This window comes from Caulobacter sp. 602-1 (assembly GCF_003931565.1).
In the GTDB taxonomy this organism is placed as follows: Bacteria; Pseudomonadota; Alphaproteobacteria; order Caulobacterales; family Caulobacteraceae; genus Caulobacter.
This window is the reverse complement of the sequence record NZ_RRYI01000001.1, coordinates 496,208-515,768: the sequence shown is the minus strand read 5'-3', so window position 1 is coordinate 515,768 and position 19,561 is coordinate 496,208. Positions and strand designations below refer to the sequence as shown.

At 67.1% G+C, this 19,561-nt stretch carries 13 protein-coding genes and 1 tRNA gene; 4 read left to right on the top strand and 10 right to left on the bottom strand.

Annotation, left to right across the window (positions count from 1 at the left end):
- Positions 1 to 66: 66 nt before the first annotated feature.
- The 4 genes from EIK80_RS02515 to EIK80_RS02500 are packed head-to-tail and all read right to left on the bottom strand — an operon-like array spanning position 67 to position 5,297.
- Entirely contained in the window at positions 67 to 372 is a 306-nt protein-coding gene (locus EIK80_RS02515) for a DUF4387 family protein (RefSeq protein ID WP_125155382.1), read from the bottom strand.
- The gene (locus EIK80_RS02510) at positions 372 to 1,757 is read right to left on the bottom strand and encodes an acyclic terpene utilization AtuA family protein (RefSeq protein ID WP_125155381.1); all 1,386 of its coding nucleotides are present in this window, start codon (positions 1,755 to 1,757) and stop codon (positions 372 to 374) included. Before EIK80_RS02510 ends, EIK80_RS02515 begins: the two co-directional genes overlap by 1 nt.
- The gene (locus EIK80_RS02505) at positions 1,754 to 3,118 is read right to left on the bottom strand and encodes a CitMHS family transporter (protein WP_125155380.1); all 1,365 of its coding nucleotides are present in this window, start codon (positions 3,116 to 3,118) and stop codon (positions 1,754 to 1,756) included. The genes EIK80_RS02510 and EIK80_RS02505 overlap by 4 nt, the downstream gene beginning before the upstream one ends.
- Positions 3,119 to 3,128: 10 nt before the next feature.
- Positions 3,129 to 5,297 carry a TonB-dependent receptor gene (locus EIK80_RS02500; protein WP_125155379.1) on the bottom strand — a complete coding sequence of 723 codons (2,169 nt, stop codon included), beginning with the start codon at positions 5,295 to 5,297 and terminating at the stop codon, positions 3,129 to 3,131.
- Between the two features lie 113 nt (positions 5,298 to 5,410).
- Here EIK80_RS02500 and EIK80_RS02495 point away from each other — a divergent pair, with 113 nt between their 5' ends.
- Positions 5,411 to 6,625 (top strand): citrate synthase, encoded by a 1,215-nt coding sequence (locus EIK80_RS02495; protein ID WP_158624628.1) that lies wholly within the window; start codon positions 5,411 to 5,413, stop codon positions 6,623 to 6,625.
- A gap of 235 nt (positions 6,626 to 6,860) precedes the next feature.
- Here the strand turns inward: EIK80_RS02495 and EIK80_RS02490 are convergent, their stop codons facing one another.
- On the bottom strand, positions 6,861 to 7,751 hold the full coding sequence (locus tag EIK80_RS02490; RefSeq protein WP_199743348.1) for a hypothetical protein: 891 nt from the start codon (positions 7,749 to 7,751) through the stop codon (positions 6,861 to 6,863).
- A 311-nt stretch (positions 7,752 to 8,062) separates the two neighbouring features.
- On the opposite strand from EIK80_RS02490, the gene EIK80_RS02485 reads away from it, so the two are divergent.
- On the top strand, positions 8,063 to 9,418 hold the full coding sequence (locus EIK80_RS02485; RefSeq protein WP_125155376.1) for an NCS2 family permease: 1,356 nt from the start codon (positions 8,063 to 8,065) through the stop codon (positions 9,416 to 9,418).
- Between the two features lie 13 nt (positions 9,419 to 9,431).
- Here the strand turns inward: EIK80_RS02485 and EIK80_RS02480 are convergent, their stop codons facing one another.
- From EIK80_RS02480 to EIK80_RS02470, 3 genes are all read right to left on the bottom strand, one after another.
- On the bottom strand, positions 9,432 to 11,030 hold the full coding sequence (locus tag EIK80_RS02480; RefSeq protein WP_125155375.1) for an adenosine deaminase: 1,599 nt from the start codon (positions 11,028 to 11,030) through the stop codon (positions 9,432 to 9,434).
- 66 nt (positions 11,031 to 11,096) lie between these two features.
- Positions 11,097 to 14,339 carry a TonB-dependent receptor gene (locus EIK80_RS02475; RefSeq protein ID WP_125155374.1) on the bottom strand — a complete coding sequence of 1,081 codons (3,243 nt, stop codon included), beginning with the start codon at positions 14,337 to 14,339 and terminating at the stop codon, positions 11,097 to 11,099.
- 209 nt (positions 14,340 to 14,548) lie between these two features.
- The gene (locus EIK80_RS02470) at positions 14,549 to 15,613 is read right to left on the bottom strand and encodes a purine nucleoside permease (protein ID WP_125155373.1); all 1,065 of its coding nucleotides are present in this window, start codon (positions 15,611 to 15,613) and stop codon (positions 14,549 to 14,551) included.
- A gap of 311 nt (positions 15,614 to 15,924) precedes the next feature.
- On the opposite strand from EIK80_RS02470, the gene EIK80_RS02465 reads away from it, so the two are divergent.
- On the top strand, positions 15,925 to 16,887 hold the full coding sequence (locus tag EIK80_RS02465; protein ID WP_158624627.1) for an MBL fold metallo-hydrolase: 963 nt from the start codon (positions 15,925 to 15,927) through the stop codon (positions 16,885 to 16,887).
- Between the two features lie 714 nt (positions 16,888 to 17,601).
- Here EIK80_RS02465 and EIK80_RS02460 read toward each other — a convergent pair.
- Positions 17,602 to 17,676, bottom strand: a tRNA-Val gene (locus EIK80_RS02460).
- Between the two features lie 110 nt (positions 17,677 to 17,786).
- Positions 17,787 to 18,143 carry a cell cycle two-component system response regulator CpdR gene (gene cpdR / locus EIK80_RS02455; RefSeq protein ID WP_004616083.1) on the bottom strand — a complete coding sequence of 119 codons (357 nt, stop codon included), beginning with the start codon at positions 18,141 to 18,143 and terminating at the stop codon, positions 17,787 to 17,789.
- A gap of 156 nt (positions 18,144 to 18,299) precedes the next feature.
- Between cpdR and EIK80_RS02450 the strand changes: the two genes are divergently transcribed.
- On the top strand, positions 18,300 to 19,241 hold the full coding sequence (locus EIK80_RS02450; RefSeq protein WP_125155371.1) for an N-formylglutamate amidohydrolase: 942 nt from the start codon (positions 18,300 to 18,302) through the stop codon (positions 19,239 to 19,241).
- The last annotated feature ends 320 nt before the right edge of the window (positions 19,242 to 19,561 follow it).

Below are 19,561 nucleotides of genomic sequence, written 5' to 3'. Positions count from 1 at the left end.
GCCGAGGCCGGACGCAGAGCGGCTTAACCCCGTCCATCTTCTCGGGGAAGATCACTGCAAGGGTGCTCAGATTTCGAGCTCCAGCAGCGGAACAAATTGTTGGCCACCGTGCATGTCGCGTTCGAAAGCGCCGCCCTGCGCGTGTCGGCGCGGATAGGCGTACTTGATCACCGCCAGATCGGGGACATCGACGCGCTTGGCCGAGCCCGGATCGAGCCGCAGCGCCTGCTCGATCGCCGTCGTGGCCAAGCCCGCCGCATCCCTGCTGATGTCGTAGACGTCGCGCGAGGGGAAGAAGATATCGACGGTGATCCAGAACGGCCCCGCCGCTTTGGAGCGCACGTAGCGGGCGACGTCTTTCAGTTTGGCCATCAGGCGATCTCCGGGATGGGGCTGTCGATCATGTCGCGGCGAACCAGCTCCATCCCATCCTGTGTCGCAACGACATGGTTGAGGACGAACTCATAGGCGCGGCCGCGCTCGACCTCGGCCGGCGAGAACGGAAAGCCGTAGCTGGGCAGCTCCTTTCCGCGACGAACCGGGAAGTGGAAAAAGTAGGGATTGCAGGTCCTGGCGATGCGCGTGGCCAGGTCCTGGGTCTCGGCGGTGGCCACGAACATCAGGCCGATCTCGCGCGGCGGCGGGGTCCCTTCGGCGGCGGGAAGCCCCGAGACCGCGTTCCAGCCATAGGGGCGCAGCGAAATATCGAAGGCGTCCGGCGTCAGGCCCATGACCTTGCGCACGCGCTCGACCAGGGCCGCGTGAAGCGTCGCGACGAAGCCGTCGACCACCGCCAACACCGCCGGATCGGCGATACCGACCCACATCAGGGTCTGGAACGGCCCCAGCGCCGCGCCTTCCAGCTTCATCGTGTAGGGCCTGGGCAGGAATTGCGATCCGGTCACCCGGACGCCCCGCTCGCCGATCGCCTCGTACCGGGCGTGCGTCACGTCCAACACGCCGCCGGGCTCGGTCAGGATGAAGGGATCGCTGTTCTCGTACAGCATGTGCGAGGAGACGCTGTAGACGTCGCAGCGGTTCTGGCTGCTGAGCGGCCAGACCTCGAAGGCTTCGCGCCCGACCTTGATCAGGACGCCGCCGTCGGTGGGATCGGCCGTGCAGAGCCCGCCGCATTCCGAGATCTTGCCCGCGTGCCAAGCCGCTCCCGCTCCCGCACCGCGCATCAGCGGCACGGCGGCGATGACGGCGGTGTCGGTGGTCCGCCCGCCCAGGACGATGTCGGCGCCGTCCTTCAGCGCGGCGATGTAGGGCTCGGGCCCCATCAGCGCGACAATATGCTCGCAGCGCTCGATCGTGGCCGCATCCAGCGGCCCCAGCGGCGCCAGGGGCAAGACCTTGCCGCCCTCCAGCTTCGCCAGCACCTGTTCGCGGCTCAGCTCCGAATGCAGGGTCGCGATCCTGGGATTCTGCCCAAGCTCGGCGGCGACCTCTTGCGCGATATTGAGCGTCCAGGCCACCCCGGCGTCGCCGCCGGCCGTGCCGCAGGTGCCGATGAGCAGCGGCACGCCATACTTCGCCCGCGCCGCCATCAGCACGCGCAGGTCCGATTTCACGGCCTCGCGGCTGTACTTGGAGACGCCCGTCGCCAGGCAGGACGGACCGCTGTCGGTCGAGCCCGCGTCCAACGCGATGGCGTGGGCGCCCTGTGTCAATCCCGCCTCCACGTGTTCGGGATCGATGCCGGCGCCCAGCGCGCCGACGGGGACGACGACGAGGGTGTCTTCGAAATCGGTCATGATGCGCTCCGCGCGAGAACTGAGGCCGCCCACGCCTCGGCGGTCGGGGCGACGGAAGAATTTCCGGACAGGGGGACAGCGCCGAAGGCCACGGCGGCCAGAATCATCAGCGTCATCAACGCCACGGCCCACTTCAGGCCAAATCGCTGCATCGCGCCGACATCAACCTCGAGCAGGCCGGCGACCAGATAGACGGCCGCCACAAGCGGGCTCAGCACATGGACCGTCTGGCCCAGCAGCGAGGCGCGGGCGATGGCTTCGGGCGCGATGCCGTAGGCCTGTCCCATCTCGGCGATAATCGGAACGATGCCGAAGAAGAACGCGTCGTTGGACAGGAAGAAGGTCATGGGGCCGCTGGCGAAAGCGGTGACCACGGCCAGATGCGGTCCCCAGGACGGGGGCAGCACGGCAAGGAAGGCCTTGCCCATCTCGCCGACCATGCCGGTTCCCTCCAGGACGCCGGTGAAGGTCGCGGCCGCGAAGACCAGCACGACGATGCCCATCACCGCCGGGGCATGAGCGGCCAGGCGGGCGCGCTGGTCGTCCAGCCTTGGATAGTTGAGGGTCAGGGCGATCGCGAAGCCGACCATGAACACCACCGGCAGCGGCGCCAGGCGCAGGATGGCCGCCAGAAGCACCGCGATCGTCAGGCCCAGGTTCAGCCACCACAGCTTGGGTCGCGCCACGGCGGCCTGGGCGGGATCGACCCGCCAGACGTCGGGAGCCAGGTCCTGCACGCCCAGTCGTCGGCGCTCCACGTCGCCCAGACGCCAGGCCAGGGCGGCGACGCCCAGCAGCCCGACCGCCATGACCGGGATCAGCGGCAGGAAGATCGCATTCGGGTCGACCTGCAGCACCGCCGCCAGCCGCGCCAGCGGCCCGCCCCACGGCACCATGTTGATGATGGCGTTGGACGATCCCAGCAGCACGGCCAGAATCAGCGGGTTCATGCCCAGTTGGCGATAGATCGGCAGGAAGGCCGTGATCGTCACCATGGCGGTCGTCGCGCCATCGCCGTCCAGCGAGACCATCGCCGCCACCGCGGCCGTGCCCAGGGCGACCTTGCGCGGATCGCCGCCGACCATGGCCAGCACCCGGTCGACCAGCGGCCGAAACAGTCCCGCGTCGATCATCACGCCGAAGTAGAAGACCGCGAACAGCAGCACCGCAGCCGTTGGGGCCAGCTTCACCAGGCCCTTGACGATCATCGGACCCATGGCCGGACCAAAGCCGCAGAACGCCGCGACCAGGACGGGCACGAGTATCAAGGCGACCACGGCCGACAGCCGCCGGGTCATGATCAGCGTCATGAAGACGGCGACCATGCCGAACCCGGTGACGGCGAGAAGCGAGGAGTTCACCGCCGCCCCCTCAGTAGCGCCAGCGCAGGGTCGCGCCGTACGTCCGGGGCGGACCGAAATAGGCGAACTGGCCGCCCGCGAGAATGTACTGGTGGGTGATGGTCACCTCGTCCGTCAGGTTCTTGCCCCAGAGCATCGCCTCCCAACGTCCGTCGGGGCTGCGATAGCCCAGCCGCGCATCGACCAGGGTCCGCGCCGGCCGGACGTTGATAGGATTGTTGTCGATATCATCGAAGATGAAGCTCTCGTAGTTGACGTCCACCGCGCCGAACGCCGTCCCGCCGCTCGCCAGCGCCCGCTCGTAGGCCGGCGACAGCGAGATCTTGTGGCGCGGATTGCGGTTCAGCCGGTTGCCCGACAGATCAGCCCCACCGGTGACGAGATCGACGAAGCGCGCGTCGGTGAAAGCGTAGGCCGCGCCCAGCGAAAATCCGCCGCCCGGCGTCCACTGCGCCGTCACCTCGGCCCCACGGATGCGCGCCGAGCCCGCGTTGGTCGTGATGGTGTCGAAGCCGACCGTCCGGCGAACCTGCAGGTCGTCGTAGTCGATCCAGAACAGGCTGGGATTGAACAGCAGGGTGCGGCCCAGCAGCTGGCTCTTCAAGCCAATCTCATACGACGTGGCGATCTCGGCGTCGAAGGGCGTGGCGGCCGAGGCCGGCGTCGAGGGGGTGTCCTGGTAGCCGCCACTCTTGAAGCCCGTCGAGACCGAGCCATAGACCATGGCGGCGTCGGACAGTTCATAGTTGCCGCCCAGGCGCCAGGTCAGCTGGTTCCATGAGTCCGAGGCGCGCACCGCATAGCGGCTGGCTGCGCGGACCAAGGCCGTGCTGGCCTGGGTCGAGACGCCGTAGTCCTTCTTGTCGCGCGAATAGCGCAAGCCGCCGAAGACCTTCAGGCGATCGGTCAGGGCGTAGGTGACATCGGCGAAAGCCGCGGCGCTGTCGGTCACATTCTTCTGGTCGTACTGGTCGCGAGCCAGGAACGTGTTCGACGGCGCCGGTGGGCTGTCCAGCACCAGCAGATCGGTGCGGCTGGTGTCGGCGCGGTAAAGATAGAGCCCCGTTACCCAGGACAGCGGCCCACCCGGCGCCGCCGTCAGACGCAGTTCCTGGCTCCAGAACTCGGTCTCCTCGTACTGGCCGCCGCGGATATTGATGCGGTTGGTGGTCGGATTGCCGCCGTCGCCATCCCCGAAAGAGTCGTAGTCCAGCCAGCGATAGCTGCCGACATACGACAGGATGGCGGCGCCGAAGTCGTAGTCGAGATTGAACCTCAGGCCGTAGGTGTCGCGATCGTCGCCGCCGTTGATGTCCATCCGGGTGACGCCCGGATCGCGGTCGACGGCGTTGCGCCAGACCGCCGCGCTGGAGCTAGCCGGATCGACGCCGATCGTGTGACGCGCGGGCAAGGTGGCGCGATTGCGCGTGCCGTCGGCGGCGATCAGGGCCGTCAGGCGGTCGTTCGGCTTGAACAGCAGTTGGGCGCGCAGGCTCTGGGTGTCCTCGTCCTGCACGCGATTGTTCAGGTAGAGGTTGCGCACGAAGCCGTCGTGCTGGCGGGTGCTGGCGCTGATCCGCAGGGCCACGGTGTCGCCCAGCGGCAGGTTGGCGTAGGCCGCCAGCTCGCGCCGGTCGTAATTGCCCAAGGTCGCTGCGACGCTCGCGTCGAAACCGGCTAGGCTGGGCCGGCGGCTGACCACGTGCAGCGCGCCGCCGACGACATTCTTGCCCCAAAGCGTCCCCTGCGGGCCCTTGAGCACCTCGATGCGCTCGACGTCGAAAGCGTCGAAGGCCACGGCCGCCGGCCGGCCCATATAGACCTCGTCGATGAAGACCGCCGTCGACGGATCGCCCGCCGCCCCGCGGTCGGACGAGCCGATGCCGCGGATGGCGGGCCGCGGCTGGCTGGTCGGGAAGGCGTCAAAGTTCAGACCGACGGTGCGGTTTGCGACCTCGCTCACCTCGGTGATGCGGGCCTGCTCGACCTGCTTGGCGCCGAAGACGTTCATGGTGATCGGCACGTTCTGGACGTTCTCCGCCCGGCGCTGGGCCGTGACCACGACCTCCTCGATCGTGGCGGACGGCTGCGGTGCGGTCGAGACCTGCGCGGCGACGGCGGACGCCGCGGCGGCCAATGCGACGCCCAGCGGCGCGGCAGCGATGATCGCCTTCTTCATGGCTGTTTCCTTTCCCTCTGATGCGGCTCTACGGCCGTCTTGAGCGCAAGGACACACAGCGCATCAACGTTCGTCAATCTTGACGAATTGCGTCAATGTTTGGAGAAAGGCCCATGAGCGATGATCTTTACATGGACGCGCCGGAAGCGGCCGAAGCGCTCGGAATCTCGGTTCCGACGCTGTACTCGTATGTCAGTCGCAAGGGGCTGCGGTCGTTCGCCGTGCCGGGCACCCGGCGCCGCCGCTACTGGCGCGCCGACATCCTGGCGCTGCTGGCGTCCTTCGAGCCGCAGGGCGGCGAACCGCCCGCCCCGTCCACGCGCATCACCCTTCTAACGGCCACCGGCACCTATTATCGCGGCCATGACGTCGTCGACCTGGCCGACCGTGCAAGCGTCGAGGATGTCGCGGCCTTGCTCTGGCAGGCTCCGGCGGATCAGATCTTCACGGATCGCCTGCCGCACGCGCCACCCATGCTCCCGGCGATGCTGGCCGCCCTGCAAGACGCCCCAACGCTCGACCGGGCGATGTCGATGCTGCCGCTGATCGAGCGCGCCAACCCGCGGGCCTTCGACCTGTCTCCGGCCGGCTTCGCCGCCTCCGGCGCGGACGCCCTGCGCTGGCTGACCGCGCTGATCCTGGGCGCAGACGCACCGTCGCCCGCGCCGGTGCATCGCGCGATCGCCGACACATTGGGCGCGGACCTGGTTTTCGCCGACCTGATCCGGCGCGCTCTGATCCTGATCGCCGACCACGAGTTCGCCGCCACCACCCACGCCGTGCGGGCGGCGGCCAGCACAGGACTGACACCCTATGCGGCGGTGCTGGTCGGCCTGGTCGCGGCCACCGGTCAGAAGGCCAAGATCCAGCGTTACGAAGCCGTTCGCCGTCTGGTGTTGGAAATCCTCGGCGCCGCCGATCCAGCCCAGCCGATCATCTCGCGCTTCCGGGCCGGTGAGGACCTGGCGGGTTTCGAGACCCTGCCGATGCACAGGGGTGGCGACCGGCGCGCCCAGGCCCTGCTGTCGGCCTGCCGCGCCGGCCTGGTCCACGACCCTCTGTTCCAACGGCTGGAGACAGCCGTTGGCGTCGTCACGGACCTGACCTCGCGCGAACCGGGCGTCATCGTGCTGCTGGCCTTCCTGGGTCATCGCCTGGGCCTGGCCGGCAATGAACTGGCGTTGGGCACCATCGGCCGGGCCATCGGCTGGATCGCGCACGCACAGGAGGCCATGGCCGAGCCGATGATCGGTCGCAGCGCCCGAGCCAGCTATGACGGGCCGCTACCGACGGGCGCTTTGGAGAGGGGGTCGGGAGGCGGGATATAGGCTTGTGACGCCCGATTGCCCCATTGGCTTGCATCGTCTGAGGATCAGCCATTCGAGCTTGACCACGTGCGCCGAAATCGCCCGCCAGACTCCGGCGCGGCGAACATGGACGTAGGCCGATGTCGGCGGCCGCGGCCGCCGACCGAGAGCCGACCGCGATCGTCATCGAGATCGACCAGATCGTTCGAGCGAAACTGACGAAAGCGCAACTCACCGCCCTTGCCGATGTGAGGCGCTATTTGCTGGTCATTTCCGGATGGATGCGCAGCGCATCGCCGACACGCGGCTTTCCCGCCAGACCCGCGATGCGCGGGAGAGCCGCGATGACGATGTCCAGCGAGACCTTGTTGAGCGACCGATAGATAGCGGTCAGGTCCTCGAAGCGCCAATCACCCAAGCCCTCGGCCGGATTGGATATGACGACCAGGCTCGCGTAGTTGACGCCGGCCATGCGGGCATAGGCCATTTCGGACCCCACGTTCATGGTCACCATGTCGCCGCCGATCTGCTTGAAGAAGCGGATCTCGGCCGGCGTCTCGAACCGCCCGCCCGCTGCTTGGATCACCACGCCGCCCTTGTGGACCCTGATGTCTTTCAGCGAGGCGTCGGCGGCTAGGCGCTTGCGGGTTTCGTCGACCAGGATGTCGTCCAGAAGCGGGTCCGTCGCCGGCGTGTAGCGCGGCAGGATGGTCTCGCCCGCGGCGTAGATCTGCTTGGGCAAGGCGCGCGGCCGCGAGATGTTGAAGTCGATGAAGTCGCTGGGGACCACGAAGTCGCGAGTCTTCATCTCGGGATTGACGCCGCCGGCCGTCGCCCCGCCGATCGCTTCCTTGACGCCCAGCTTGTAGAGCGCCGTCCAGGTCTCGACCCAGCGCCCCTGCCCGTGGCCGTGGATGTAGTAGAAGTCGACGCCATTGGCCTTGCCGCACGCGATCTCGGGCGACTCCCCCACCGGGGTCTGGATGCGGAATGTCTGACCCAGGTAGCTGGAATTCAGCAACGCGTCGTTCAGATAGGTCCCACCGATGACGGCGATGGTGGCTTTGCATGGCGCGGTCGCCACGGTCTGGGCCATGGCCATTCCCGCCGAGACCATCGCCACAAAGCCCGCCAGAGCGGATCCCAAGGCGAATCTCCAGCCGGCTCCGCGCCCCGGCCTGGCGAAACCTGTTCTCGCGTCGAGCAGGCGCCCGCGCGACGGGCGCAACGCGCCAACACATTCGGCATCGGTCGCCGATCTCACGCCAGTAAGTAACAGCTTCATTATCCAACACCCCACGCGGCCACGTCGCCGCTATCTGTCTAGCGACGAAGAACGAGGTCCGTCGCCATGGCGCGCCTGGCTTCAGGGACGTCGCGCGCATCCCGCGCGAATTGCCCTCTTATTTGGCGTACCGGCGCCCTCCTCGGGGGCACGGCGAAGGATCGGGAAGACCTATGAGCGGCAAGGCCTCGCAAGGCGCGACTGGAACGACAGCCGCGCTGGACCGTCACTTCGGGATCAGCGCGCGGGGGTCCAGCGTTCGGACCGAAATCCTGGCCGGGGCCACGACATTTGTCGCCATGGCCTATATCATCATGGTCAACCCGGCGATCCTGTCCGATGCGGGCCTTCCGGTCGCCGCCGTGGCCGTGGCCACCTGCATCGCCGCCGGATTCGCCACCCTGGCCATGGGCTTGGTCGCCAACGTGCCCCTCGCCCTGGCGCCCGGCATGGGCTTGAACGCCTACTTCACCTACACCGTCGTGCTGCAGATGGGCGTGCCCTGGCAGGTCGGTCTGGGCTGCGTGTTCCTGTCGGGAGCGATCTTCCTGCTGCTGACGGCGGCCGGCGTCCGGCAGATGATCATCGCGGCCATTCCCGTACACCTCTTCGCCTCCGTCGCTGGCGGCATCGGCCTGTTCATCGCCTTCATCGGTCTGAAGAACGCCGGCATCGTGGTCAGCAATCCGGCGACCTTCGTGGCCCTAGGCGACCTGCGTCAGCCAGGTCCCGCCCTGGCGCTTCTGGGGCTGCTGCTGATCGCCGGCCTCAGCGCCTGGCGGGTAAAGGGCGCCCTGCTGATCGGCATCGTCGTCACCAGCATCATTGCCTGGCTGTGCGGCCAGGTCGTGTTCACGCCTCAGCCCTACAGCCTGACCGCGATGACGCAGACGGCGTTCAAGCTGGATATCGCCGGCGCCCTGGGTTTCGGCGGGCACGGCCTGGGCCTGCTCGAGATCATCTTCGTCTTCCTGTTCGTCGATATCTTCGACAACATCGGCACCCTGGTGGCGGTGACCAAGCGCGCCGGCCTTGTCGACGCGGCGGGCAAGATCCCGGGCCTGAACCGCATCCTGACCACTGACTCGGTGGCGACCATGGTCGGAGCCGTGGTCGGCACCAGCACCGTAACCAGTTATGTCGAGAGCGCCGCTGGCGTGCAGGCCGGCGGCCGCACGGGCCTGGCCTCGGTGGTGACCGGCATCCTGTTCCTGCTGGCGGTGTTCGTGGCGCCCTATGCCCAACTGGTCCCCGCGGCGGCGACAGCCCCCGCCCTGATCATCGTCGGCGGCCTGATGATGGCGCCGCTGGCCGAGGTCGACTGGGACGACGCCTACACCGCCGTGCCCGCCTTCCTGACGCTGATCATCATTCCACTCACCTTCTCGATCGCCAACGGCCTGGCGTTCGGCGTCACGGTCTTCGCGGCGCTGAAGATCGTGCGCGGCCAGGCCCGACGCGGCGACTGGCTGCTGTTCGTGCTCGCGGGCCTGTTCGTCGCCCGCTTCGTCTGGATGACGGCGGGCTGAAACAGGACAGGCTCTACGGGGCGAGCTTCGGGACGATAGCCTTCATCTGGGTCTCGAAGGTGTCGAAGGCCCGCTCCAGACGCCACTGATCGCGCGCCTTGGGGCTGGTCTTCAGCACCGCCGCGCAGGGTCCGGACGGCGTCGGGCCGCTGGCGTCGGCGCAGGGACCATCCCACAGGCTCGCGCCTTGCAGGAAAGAGTAGGTCAGGCTGTCGCGCGACATCTGCTTCAGCTGACCGTAGCGCACGCCCTGTTCCAGCACCGCGCGCATGTATTCGTGGGTCAGATCGCTGCGTGAAACGCCCAGGTCGTCCGTAGACAGGGTCACGGGCACACCGGCGGCCAGATACAGCGGCAGCGGATGGTCCTTGCCCTTCACGCCCAGGATGACGTCGTTGCTGGTCAGGTTGATCTCGACGGCGATCTTGTCGCGGGCCATGCGCGCCAACAGCTTTTCGGCGTCGTCTTCGTAGGCGATGTCGACCCCGTGGCCGATACGGCGGGCCCCGGCGATTTCGACCGCCTCGGCGATATGGAAGCGCAGGTCGCGCGGCGGCGTCAGGCCCATGGCCAGCTCGCCCGCGTGGAGGGTCAGGGGCACGTCGGGATACAGCGTCTTGAAGAAGGCGAAGAGGCGCATGTGCAGCCGGTAGTCGCGCAGCGACACCGGCCCGTCCTCGGGCTCCAGGATGTTGATCCCGACATAGCGCGGATCGGCCTTCACCAGGGCGAAGGCGGCGGCCATCTGGCCGAACACCACCTCGGGCGGGCGCTGGCGCGAGATCGACAGCAGATAGCGCAGCGTCACATCGCAGGCCGGCTCGGGCTTGGCGGTCTCACAACGATTGAGGGCGACAATGGCCTTGTCGTTGGCGTCAGCCTCCGCGACCGCCGCCGGCGTAGCCTTGGCGATGGCTGGTTTCAGCTGATCGAGACGGGCTTGCAGGATCCTGGCGTCCAGGCGCTGAGGCGGCGAGCCGTCGGCCGTCTGGACCCACGGATCGGACCACGGGATGGCGGCCGAAGCCTGGACGACCGCCCGCGAGGCGCTCGAGCCGGCCATCAGCTCCAGATACAGGGTATTGTCGAGCGCGGCCTGGCGCAGAGCCTCGGCCTGGATCCGCACGCCGCGGTCCTCGCCGCCGCCCCGTCCCGAGCGGCCAAAGGTGCGGAAGAAACGACGATGGCCGGAGATTTCCGGATCGCCTACCCCCTGCTCGAAGCGGCGGGTGGAGAGCGCATCGACGATGTCGCTGTAGAGGTCGGGGTCTCGCTCGGGCAGGCCTTTCAGCGCAACCCGATCGGCGTTGGCCTCGCCGGCGCAAGGGGCCGATACCAGGGACTGGGTCGACCTGGAGAAACAGCCATCGGCCGCCGCGGCCCAGGCGATGAAGTCCTCGGCATAGGTGCCGCCGCCCGCGTGGTTGTGCAGGTCCGCGCCCTTGGGCAACTTGGTCAACAGCACGCGCAGCAACGGCGGCGACGTCGCCGCCTTAGCGAACAGGGCGTCCAGCTCGGTGTCCGCGGACGTCCCGGCGATCGCCGGACAGGCGGACGCCAGACAGCTGGCGGCGAACAGGGCCACGAGAGCCTTCATGGATGCGGACATCATGCGCTGCCCCCTAATATGGAATCGGCCCCGGCGCGAACGCCGGGGCCGAAGCTTAAGCGGTGAAAACTAGAACTCGAAGCGGGCCCCCAGGCGGACCCGCCAGACGCCCAGTTGGGCGTTCGGCTGCAGGGTCGGCTTGGTGAAGGCGGTGTAGGAATACTGGTTGCAGCTTGAGCCGACCTGCTGGGCGCAGGCGACGTTCACCACCGAGGTCAGCGGGTTGTAGGTCCTGTAGGAGCCCCAGTCGCTGTTGATCAGGTTCAGCAGGTTCTCGACATCGCCGAACAGCTTGAACCGAGCCGAGCCGAGGAACGGCGCGGGCACCTCCTGTTCGACGTGCAGGTCGACCTTGAAGTAGTCCGGGGACTTCTCCGTATTCTTGCCGATCACGCCCTGGCTCAGGTCGTTGGCCCGCACGAAGTCGCGGAACGCCTCATAGACCGCCGTCGAGGCATAGCTGACCTTGGAGTCGGCGGTGATGCTCGACACGTCCGGCACGTACAGCAGGTAGCGGTTGCCGCCACCGGTCGTTCCGAACAGGGTCGAGCGGCTGTTGGACAAGGTGGTGTTCATCGTCAGGCTGTAGGGCGAGCCCGAACGCAGTTCCCCGAACAGATTGAAGCTGGTCTTGTAGTCGCCGAAGAAGGCGTGGGCGTAGTCGATGTTGAACTTCCAGTTGTCCCGCACCTCGTAGCTGGACCGGCCATACGCCGGCTGGTTCGGATCGACCATCGGCTGGCCGCCATAGGTGCCGCTGGCCGTCGAACCGCCCGAGGCGTAGCTGCCCATGTCCGACAGCGACTTCACGTCCGAGTAGGTATAGCTGATGCCGGTATCCAGGCCGAAGTCGAAGGACTTGCTGGCCCGGGCGACGGCGATGACCGACTTGCCCTTGTCGGTGCTCAGCATGGCCAGGTCGCTGTTGGCCGTATTGGTGTAGGTGTCGGCATAGATCGGGCGGCCGTCGGGCGCCGTCCCGACCTTGGTCAGGCGCAGATCGGTATAGTAGGCGGCGGAGTCCGCGCGCCCATAGAACAGGTCCGCGCCGAAACGCCAGCCGTCACCCAGTCGCTCGCCCAGATCGGCCACGTAGTCGACCGACAGGTTGGTCTTCCACTGCGCCGGCAGCTTGAAGGTCGGCAGGATGAACGAAGTCGGCGAGGCCCCGAGGGCGGAAGTGTTGGTCTGCAGGTAGCTCGACACCAGGGGGTCGATCTTGTTGCCCTGGACATTGTTCAGGGCCGCCGCGCAGATCGCCGCGGCGTTGGCCACCGTCGCCGGGATAGTGCAGCCCGTACCGCCGACGGCGCGGCCGATCGTGACCGTGTTGGTGAACACGCCGGCGTTCGAGAAGCTGTTGCCGACGAAGACGTCTGGCGCGCCGCCGTTGAACAGGCCCACGCCCGTGCGCACCGTCAGGCGATCGGTCGGCCGCCAGGTCAGGCCGACGCGCGGCTGGACAACCAGGTTGCCGTCGATATTGGCGTTGTTGGCGAAGCCGTAGCGATTGACGAACGACGTCTTGAGCGGCGCCTTGTCCTTCATCTCGTAGCCGTCGAAACGGACGCCGGCGGTGACGTTCAGCTCCGGCGTGATGTCCCAGCTGTCCTGAGCGCCGAAGGTCAGCTGATCATAGTCGAAGCTGGCGCTGGCGTCCGACAGCTTGCCCGTGATCGAGTACTGGTACAGAAGCTGGCCGGCCTGGCGGGCCTGGAAGTCCGCCAGGGAGTCGAAATAGTAGGTGCCCAGCGAATTGGCCACGAACGTGTTGCTGATCTTCAGCCGGCTGTAGGACGCGTGCAGCTTGAAGGCATGGTCGCCGAGATTGTAGCGGGCGACGAATTCGGCGCCATACTGCTTTTGCCCGACGACGTCAGCCTGGCTGAAGGCTTCGGTGCCGAAGATCAGTCGCGGCGTCCCCGTCTGAGTGCACTGGTTCAGCGAACCGACGGCGACCGGGTCGAGGCAGACGGTGATGTCGCTGTAGCCTGGCGAGCCGAACGAGATCGGGACCTTCATCGAGTCGCGGTAGTTGACCCGCACCTCCGTGCTGAAGGCGTTGGTCCAGCGGGAGTTCAGCTGCAGGACGTGGGTCTCGACCTTTTCCGGCTCGTGAGTGGCGTAGGAGCCCAGGCCCAGGCCCGGCGAGGTGATTGACGAGCTGCCGCCGCTCAGCGCGATCGTCTCACCCTTGTTCTGGATGGTCGAATACGACAGGCGCTGGTTGTCGTTGATGTTCCAGTCGAGCTTCAGCGTCCATTTCTTGTCCTTTTCAGGACGGCTGGTCAGCACGCCGAGCGTGTCGTAGCCGTAGACCGACTTGGCGATCGAGGTGACCTGATCGACCTGGGCCTGGGTCAGGTTCGGAATGGCGTTGCCCGAACCGGGCGGGCCGAAGACCGACGGGACGGTCTCATCGAGCTTCTCGTAGGCGAAGGCGAAGAACAGCTTGTCCTTGATGATCGGCCCCGAGATGAAGGCGTTGCGCGTCTTGGAGGTCATCTCCTGCGAGAAGCTGCTGCCCTTGGACTTCGTGCCCATCAGGCTGTCGTCCGAATAGGTGTAACCGGCGGCGCCGGTGAACTTGTTGCCCCCCGAGCGCAGAACGACGTTGATCGAGCCGCCCTGGAAATCCCCTTCGGAGATGTCATAGGGCGCGATCTTGACCGACAGCTGCTCGATCGCGTCCAAGGGGATCGGGCCGCGCGCGCTGGGAAGGCCGCCTTGGTTCAGGCCGAAGTTGTCCGAGAAGCGCACGCCATCGACCGAGAAGCGGTTGGTCCGGCCGTTCTGGCCCGCGATCGAGACGCCGCGGGTGCTGGGATTGAACGAAGCGAACGGATCGCGACGGGCGATGTCGCGGATATCGCGAGACACCGAGGCTACGCTGGCGATGCTGTCGCGATCGAACACCGTGACCAGCGGGCCGCTCTTTTCCCCCCGCGTGGCGGTCACCACCAGGGCGTCGACCTGCGTGTCGCCCACGGCGACCGGCAGGACATAAGGCTGACCCACGCTCAGGAAGAGATTCTGCGAGGTCACCGGCGGGAAGCCCGGCGCGGTCACCGTCACGGTATAGGGGCCGCCTGGACGCAGACCGGTCAGGTTGAAGGCGCCGGCGCTGTTGGTGGTGGCGTTCGCGGTCGTGCCCGAGGGCTCGTGGACGGCGCTGACGCTGGCGTTGACGGCGGCCGCGCCGCCGGCGGTCACCGAGCCCCGGATCGAGGAGGTCGTCTCCTGGGCGACGACCGTCGTTCCGGTGGCCGCCAAGGCGAGCGCGATGGCGCTCGCGGCATAAAGATGTCGCATTTGGGTCCCCTTGAGATGGTGGGCCACGGTCCCCCCGAGCCACACCGAACTGAATCCGTTACGCCCGCCTCGCCTTCGACCGCGCTTGCGCGCCGAAGCGCATGGCCAGCCGTGAAGCGGAGTCTGCGGTGTTTCCCCCAACGGTCGGGACGCTTGGCGCGTCCTCGCGGCTGGACCGACCACGAGGGTCGATCCGCCGTTTCAGGTCGTTACTTCCCGTCGCCGGGAATCTTGTCGCGATAGACCGCCCAATTGCCCGAGAGCTCGTCGACGACCTTGCCGGCCACCACGAGGGCGGCGTAGGCGGCGGCGTCGCCGACCCCGGCATAGGGTCGGTTCATGCTGTCGACCGGACTCTCGCCCGGAGCCTGCTGCGAGTAGTTGCTGGCGGTGCGCAGGACGACCAGCCGGTCGTAGTCGGCCTTGCCGACCACGGTGAGCCGCCGCAGCGCATTGGCGACGCCGGTGTCCTCCATGGCGGTCATCACGAACCGGCTCTTGCCGCCACTGAAGTCCGTGGCGAGCTTGGCGTAGCGCTTGGTCAGCATTTCGCCGTGCCAGTAGGCCTGGCCGGAGATTTCGTCGCCAGTCAGCACGAAGGGCGGCTTGGAGCCGTTCGGATAGCTGGAGAAGCGCGCCCGCGCCGTCTTCAGCGCTTCGGTGTCCGGGAGCTGAATGCCCTTAGTCAGCCCATAGGCCCAGTCACGCAGGCCCGTGTTGAGCGGATAGTAGACGCTATCGGGCCGGCCGGCGCGCGGCGGCTGGAACGGCGGATAGCCGCCTGGCCATTCCGGCGGGGCCTCGCGCGGATCGACCCACTTGCCGAAGTCGACGTCGATGACGTTGCCGATCCACGCCGCCGACCCGGGCGAGGCCTCGTTCGGATTGACCCCGGCGATGGCCGCGATCACCCAGTAAGCCTTGGAAAGGTCGAAGCGCGGATCCGTCGCCAGGGCGAAGGTGGTGATGGCCGCATGGTTGGTGCCCACGCCGGTGCGGACGATCAGGACGCCCTTCGCCGGATCGTAGCCCAGCGGCGCGACGCCGTTCGGGAAGTCCAGCGTCTGGGGCGCCTTGGCCATCCACGCCTTGTCTTCCAGCGCATAGGCCGTGACGACGACGACACGGATCGGGATGGGGGCGGTGGCCGTGGCCGTGGCCGTGGACGCGGCGGGCGGCGAAACCGGCGCCTGCGCCAGGGCCGACGTCGCCGTCATCCCGGCGAAGGCCGCAGCCAAGAGGGATCGGCGTGTCCAGGCGGACAAGTTCAACATGATCGCAAATTCCCCCAACTGGGCCCTGTAACGCTACGCGAAGACCCTGGCGCCGCGGCGGATGGCCGGGGACGCTGAAAGCCTTGTTCTGGTCGGATGCAATGGCGCGCGGCGCTCGCCGGTCAAGCGAGCGCGGGAGTGGAAATAAATTCTTACTTCATGTGACGCCGTACCGGGCAAGCTCGCGCCTGTGCTGCCGCTTAGCGCGGCTCCAGGGAGTTGCTCGTCGGTGGCGGGGCGGCCAAGCCCCTTATGCCTCGCCATTCCGCTCTCGGCGCGACAAGCTTCAGATCTTTTCGAGTCTGGGCGTCATGCAAGGTCGAGGTTTCCCGCGAGCGCTTCTTCCAGCGCTTCTCCTGCTCTCGGCGGCCGCGCCGCCGCCGTCCGCCTTCGAGGTCGTCGCGCTAGGCGTCAACGGCGGCGTGGAAGAGCCGACGAGCGCCTACCATATCGTCGCCCATGGGAACCGGTCGGGCGTGATGTGCGACGTGGGCACGCTAGCTTCGGGCCTGGATCGGGCCGTGCGCAAGGGCCGCTACCCAGGGGCGGACTCGCGCGGACAGGTAATGGACTCCATCGCCGCCTACCTGATCACACACGCCCACCTCGACCATGTCGCGGGTCTTGTGCTGGCGTCTCCAGACGACACCCAGAAAGACATCATGAGCCTGCCGCAAGTGAACCAAGCGCTCGCGGATCACTATTTCAACTGGGTCGCATGGCCCAACATGGGCGACCGCGGCCCCTCGCCTCACATCGGCAAGTATCACTACAAGGACCTGGAACCTGGCGGGACGCCCGAGCCGATCGCAGGTACGGGCATGACCGTCACGGCCTACCCGCTGTCACACGGAGGCGTGACATCGACCGCGTTCCTGCTCCGGAGCGGACCGGACGCCTTCCTCTGCCTGGGCGACACGGGTCCCGACGCGGTCGAACACGCGACGAACCTGGAAGATCTCTGGCGCGCGGTGGCTCCGTTGGTGCGGCAAGGGCGGTTGCGGGGAATGCTGATCGAGGTCTCGTACCCCGACCCGGTCCCAGCCGCCAGACTCTACGGGCACCTGACCCCGATGTGGCTGAACACCGAGCTTCAGACGTTGCGCCGCATGACGCAGGACGACGCTCGCATGCGGGCTTTGCCGATACTGGTCACGCACATAAAGCCGTCGGGAGCGGCGCGATCGAGCCGTAGGTCGGTAGAGCGGCAACTGGAAAAGATCGGCTTCTTCAAATTCATGATAGCGGAGGAAGGGCGCAAATACGCTCTTTAGCTTTCGCCGCCGGATCACGTCGCCATCGGGTCGACCGCCTGTCTGACGTCCCCGCCCATCAGGCTCTGACCGCATCCTGAAAAATGGCCCAGCGCGAGCCGGGCCAGTTGATTGGATCTCTCAAAATCCGCGAAGGCGCGAAGCTCTCGCAGGCCTCCTTTCTGAGAGTCCTCCGACCGCATCTGGAAGAGAATAAGTCGCGACCAGATCGCCGAGGTCGCCATTCAACCATATTGCGCGAACGCGAGGCACGGGCTGAGTGAGCGATTGGCAGCCGAACGTCACGCGTCACGACAGGATCCGATAGAGCGCCACCGGTCGCGGTTCGGACGAAATGGCCCGCCGCGTAAGGTCTCACCCGGGAACGCGGCAGTTGCGCTATCTCGCCCAACAGAGTCGGACGTCAGTACGCAACGAGATTTTCGACTACGGCTCGGCGGCGGCGCACAGCCACTTTCCCTATGTCTCTGGCGTCGACTACGTCGAGCTCACGCCGCGGCGTCGCCGCTGGAGCCGCCCCCCCCTAAGCGGGAGCGCGGTGGTGGGTACAGGTCACCCTCGCAAGCTCGCTTACGAGCACACTGTGCGTGCCGCGATGGATGCCGCGCGGGAATTTCGCGCCCATGCTGGGGAAACTGGAGGGACGCCGAAAATCGGCCAGAGACCGATTGCTCGATCAAGCCGCAAGCATTTGGCTTTATTGGGAAAGGAGGATGGTGGACGCGACAGGGATTGAACCTGTGACCCCTACGATGTCAACGTAGTGCTCTCCCGCTGAGCTACGCGTCCGCCGAAGCGATCCGAAGCGCCTCGAGAGGCGTCCCGGCCGGGAAGGTGTGGGGGTATAGCGGCGGCTTCGCCGAGGCGCAAGCCGCCCTAAAACTTTTTAGGGCAACTTTTTAGGCGGCCATCATCTTTTCCACCTCGGCGACCAGGTCGCGCAGGTGGACGGGCTTGGACAGCACCTTGGCGCCCGCCGGCGCGCGGTCCTGGGCCGAGAGGGCGACGGCGGCGAAGCCGGTGATGAACATGATCCGCAGGCTGGGGTCGCGGGCGGCGGCCTGGCGGGCCACCTCGATGCCGTCCATGCCCGGCATGACGATGTCGGTCAGCAGCAGATCCCAAGGATGTTCCAGGTGCTGGACGGCTTCCTCGCCATCCGCGCAGGCCTGGACTTCGAAGCCGGCGCGTTCCAGCGCCCGCGCCAGGAAGCCGCGGAGGGAATCATCGTCTTCGGCGAGAAGGATGCGGGCCATGAGGTCACGTTCCAGGGAAAGTCGTCGATCGGAGACAGTCACCTTAGCGCGATGAGCGTAAATCGGGGATGAACCTAAGTGTCGCGGGCTGTGGACGAACCGCTATCGCGCTGTTTGTCGTTTGACCCGGCGCGGTCGGGCTTCGATGATGCCCGGATGAGCGCTTGGCGGCCCCTCTCGGCAGACAACGCCCCAAAGGACGGGGAGATGACCGCGCCGCTGGAGACGTTCGGCGGCCCGGCGTTCGAAGTGACGCGCGCCGCGCGAGCCGGAATCCCCCCGCCCACGGCCCTGGTGTTCGCTTCGCCCCATTCGGGCGGGATCTATCCGGAAGACATGATCGCCGCCGCGCGCCTGCCGGTCGAGACGCTGCGCGCCTCGGAGGACGCCTTCGTCGACCAGATCATCGCTGGCGCGCCGGCCCTGGGGGCCAGCGTCATCCGCGCCCGCCTCGCCCGCGCCTATGTCGATCTCAATCGCGAGCCGTGGGAGCTGGATCCCTCGATGTTCGCCGAGACCCTGCCCGACTACGCCCACGGCCGCTCGGCCCGGGTGGCGGCGGGGCTGGGCACGATTCCCCGCATCGCCGGCGAGGGGCGGCCGATCTACGCGCGCAAGCTGACCTTCGCCGAGGCCAGGGCGCGGGTGGAACTGACCCACCGCCCCTATCACGACGCGCTGGACCGCCAACTGGCGGCGGCGCGCGCCGCGCATGGGGCGGCGATTCTGATCGACTGGCATTCGATGCCGGCGGCCGCCGCGCACGGCCAGCGCGCCCGAAACGGCGGTCCGTGCGACATCGTGCTGGGCGACCGCTTCGGCGCGGCCTGCTCCCCCAAGCTGACGGGTCTGGTCGAGCGCGAACTGGAAACCCTGGGCTATCGCGTCGTCCGCAACGCTCCCTATGCCGGCGGTTACACCACCGAGCACTACGGCCGCCCGGCCCGGCGCACTCACGCCCTGCAGATCGAGATCAACCGCGCGCTCTACATGAACGAGACCACGCGCGAACCGACCGAAGGCCTGGCGCGACTCACGGCCGACGCCGCGTCGCTGACCAGGGTGTTGGCGGCGCTGGATCTCGCGGAACTGCGTTAGGGCGAGAAGGCCCCCGCGCCAGAATTGGGTCCGAGCCCGCCTCCCGACGCGCCTTGTCATGGATCAATGACGCCCGTGGCCGCCCGGACCAAAAAAAAGCCCGGCGAAACCGCCGGGCCAGTTCATTAGGGAGGAAACGCCCAGGAAGGGCAGAAGCGGCAGCGCCGCCTCACAGGAATGTTTATAGGGTGCGGCGCAAAAACAGGCAAGTGAAAAAGTCGCTGTTAATGTCGATTTTTTGACAGGAGTATCGCGCAACCCGTTGTGGGGTAAGGATCACAGAACAGCGCTACTCGGAAGTGCATTAAATTTAGGCATGT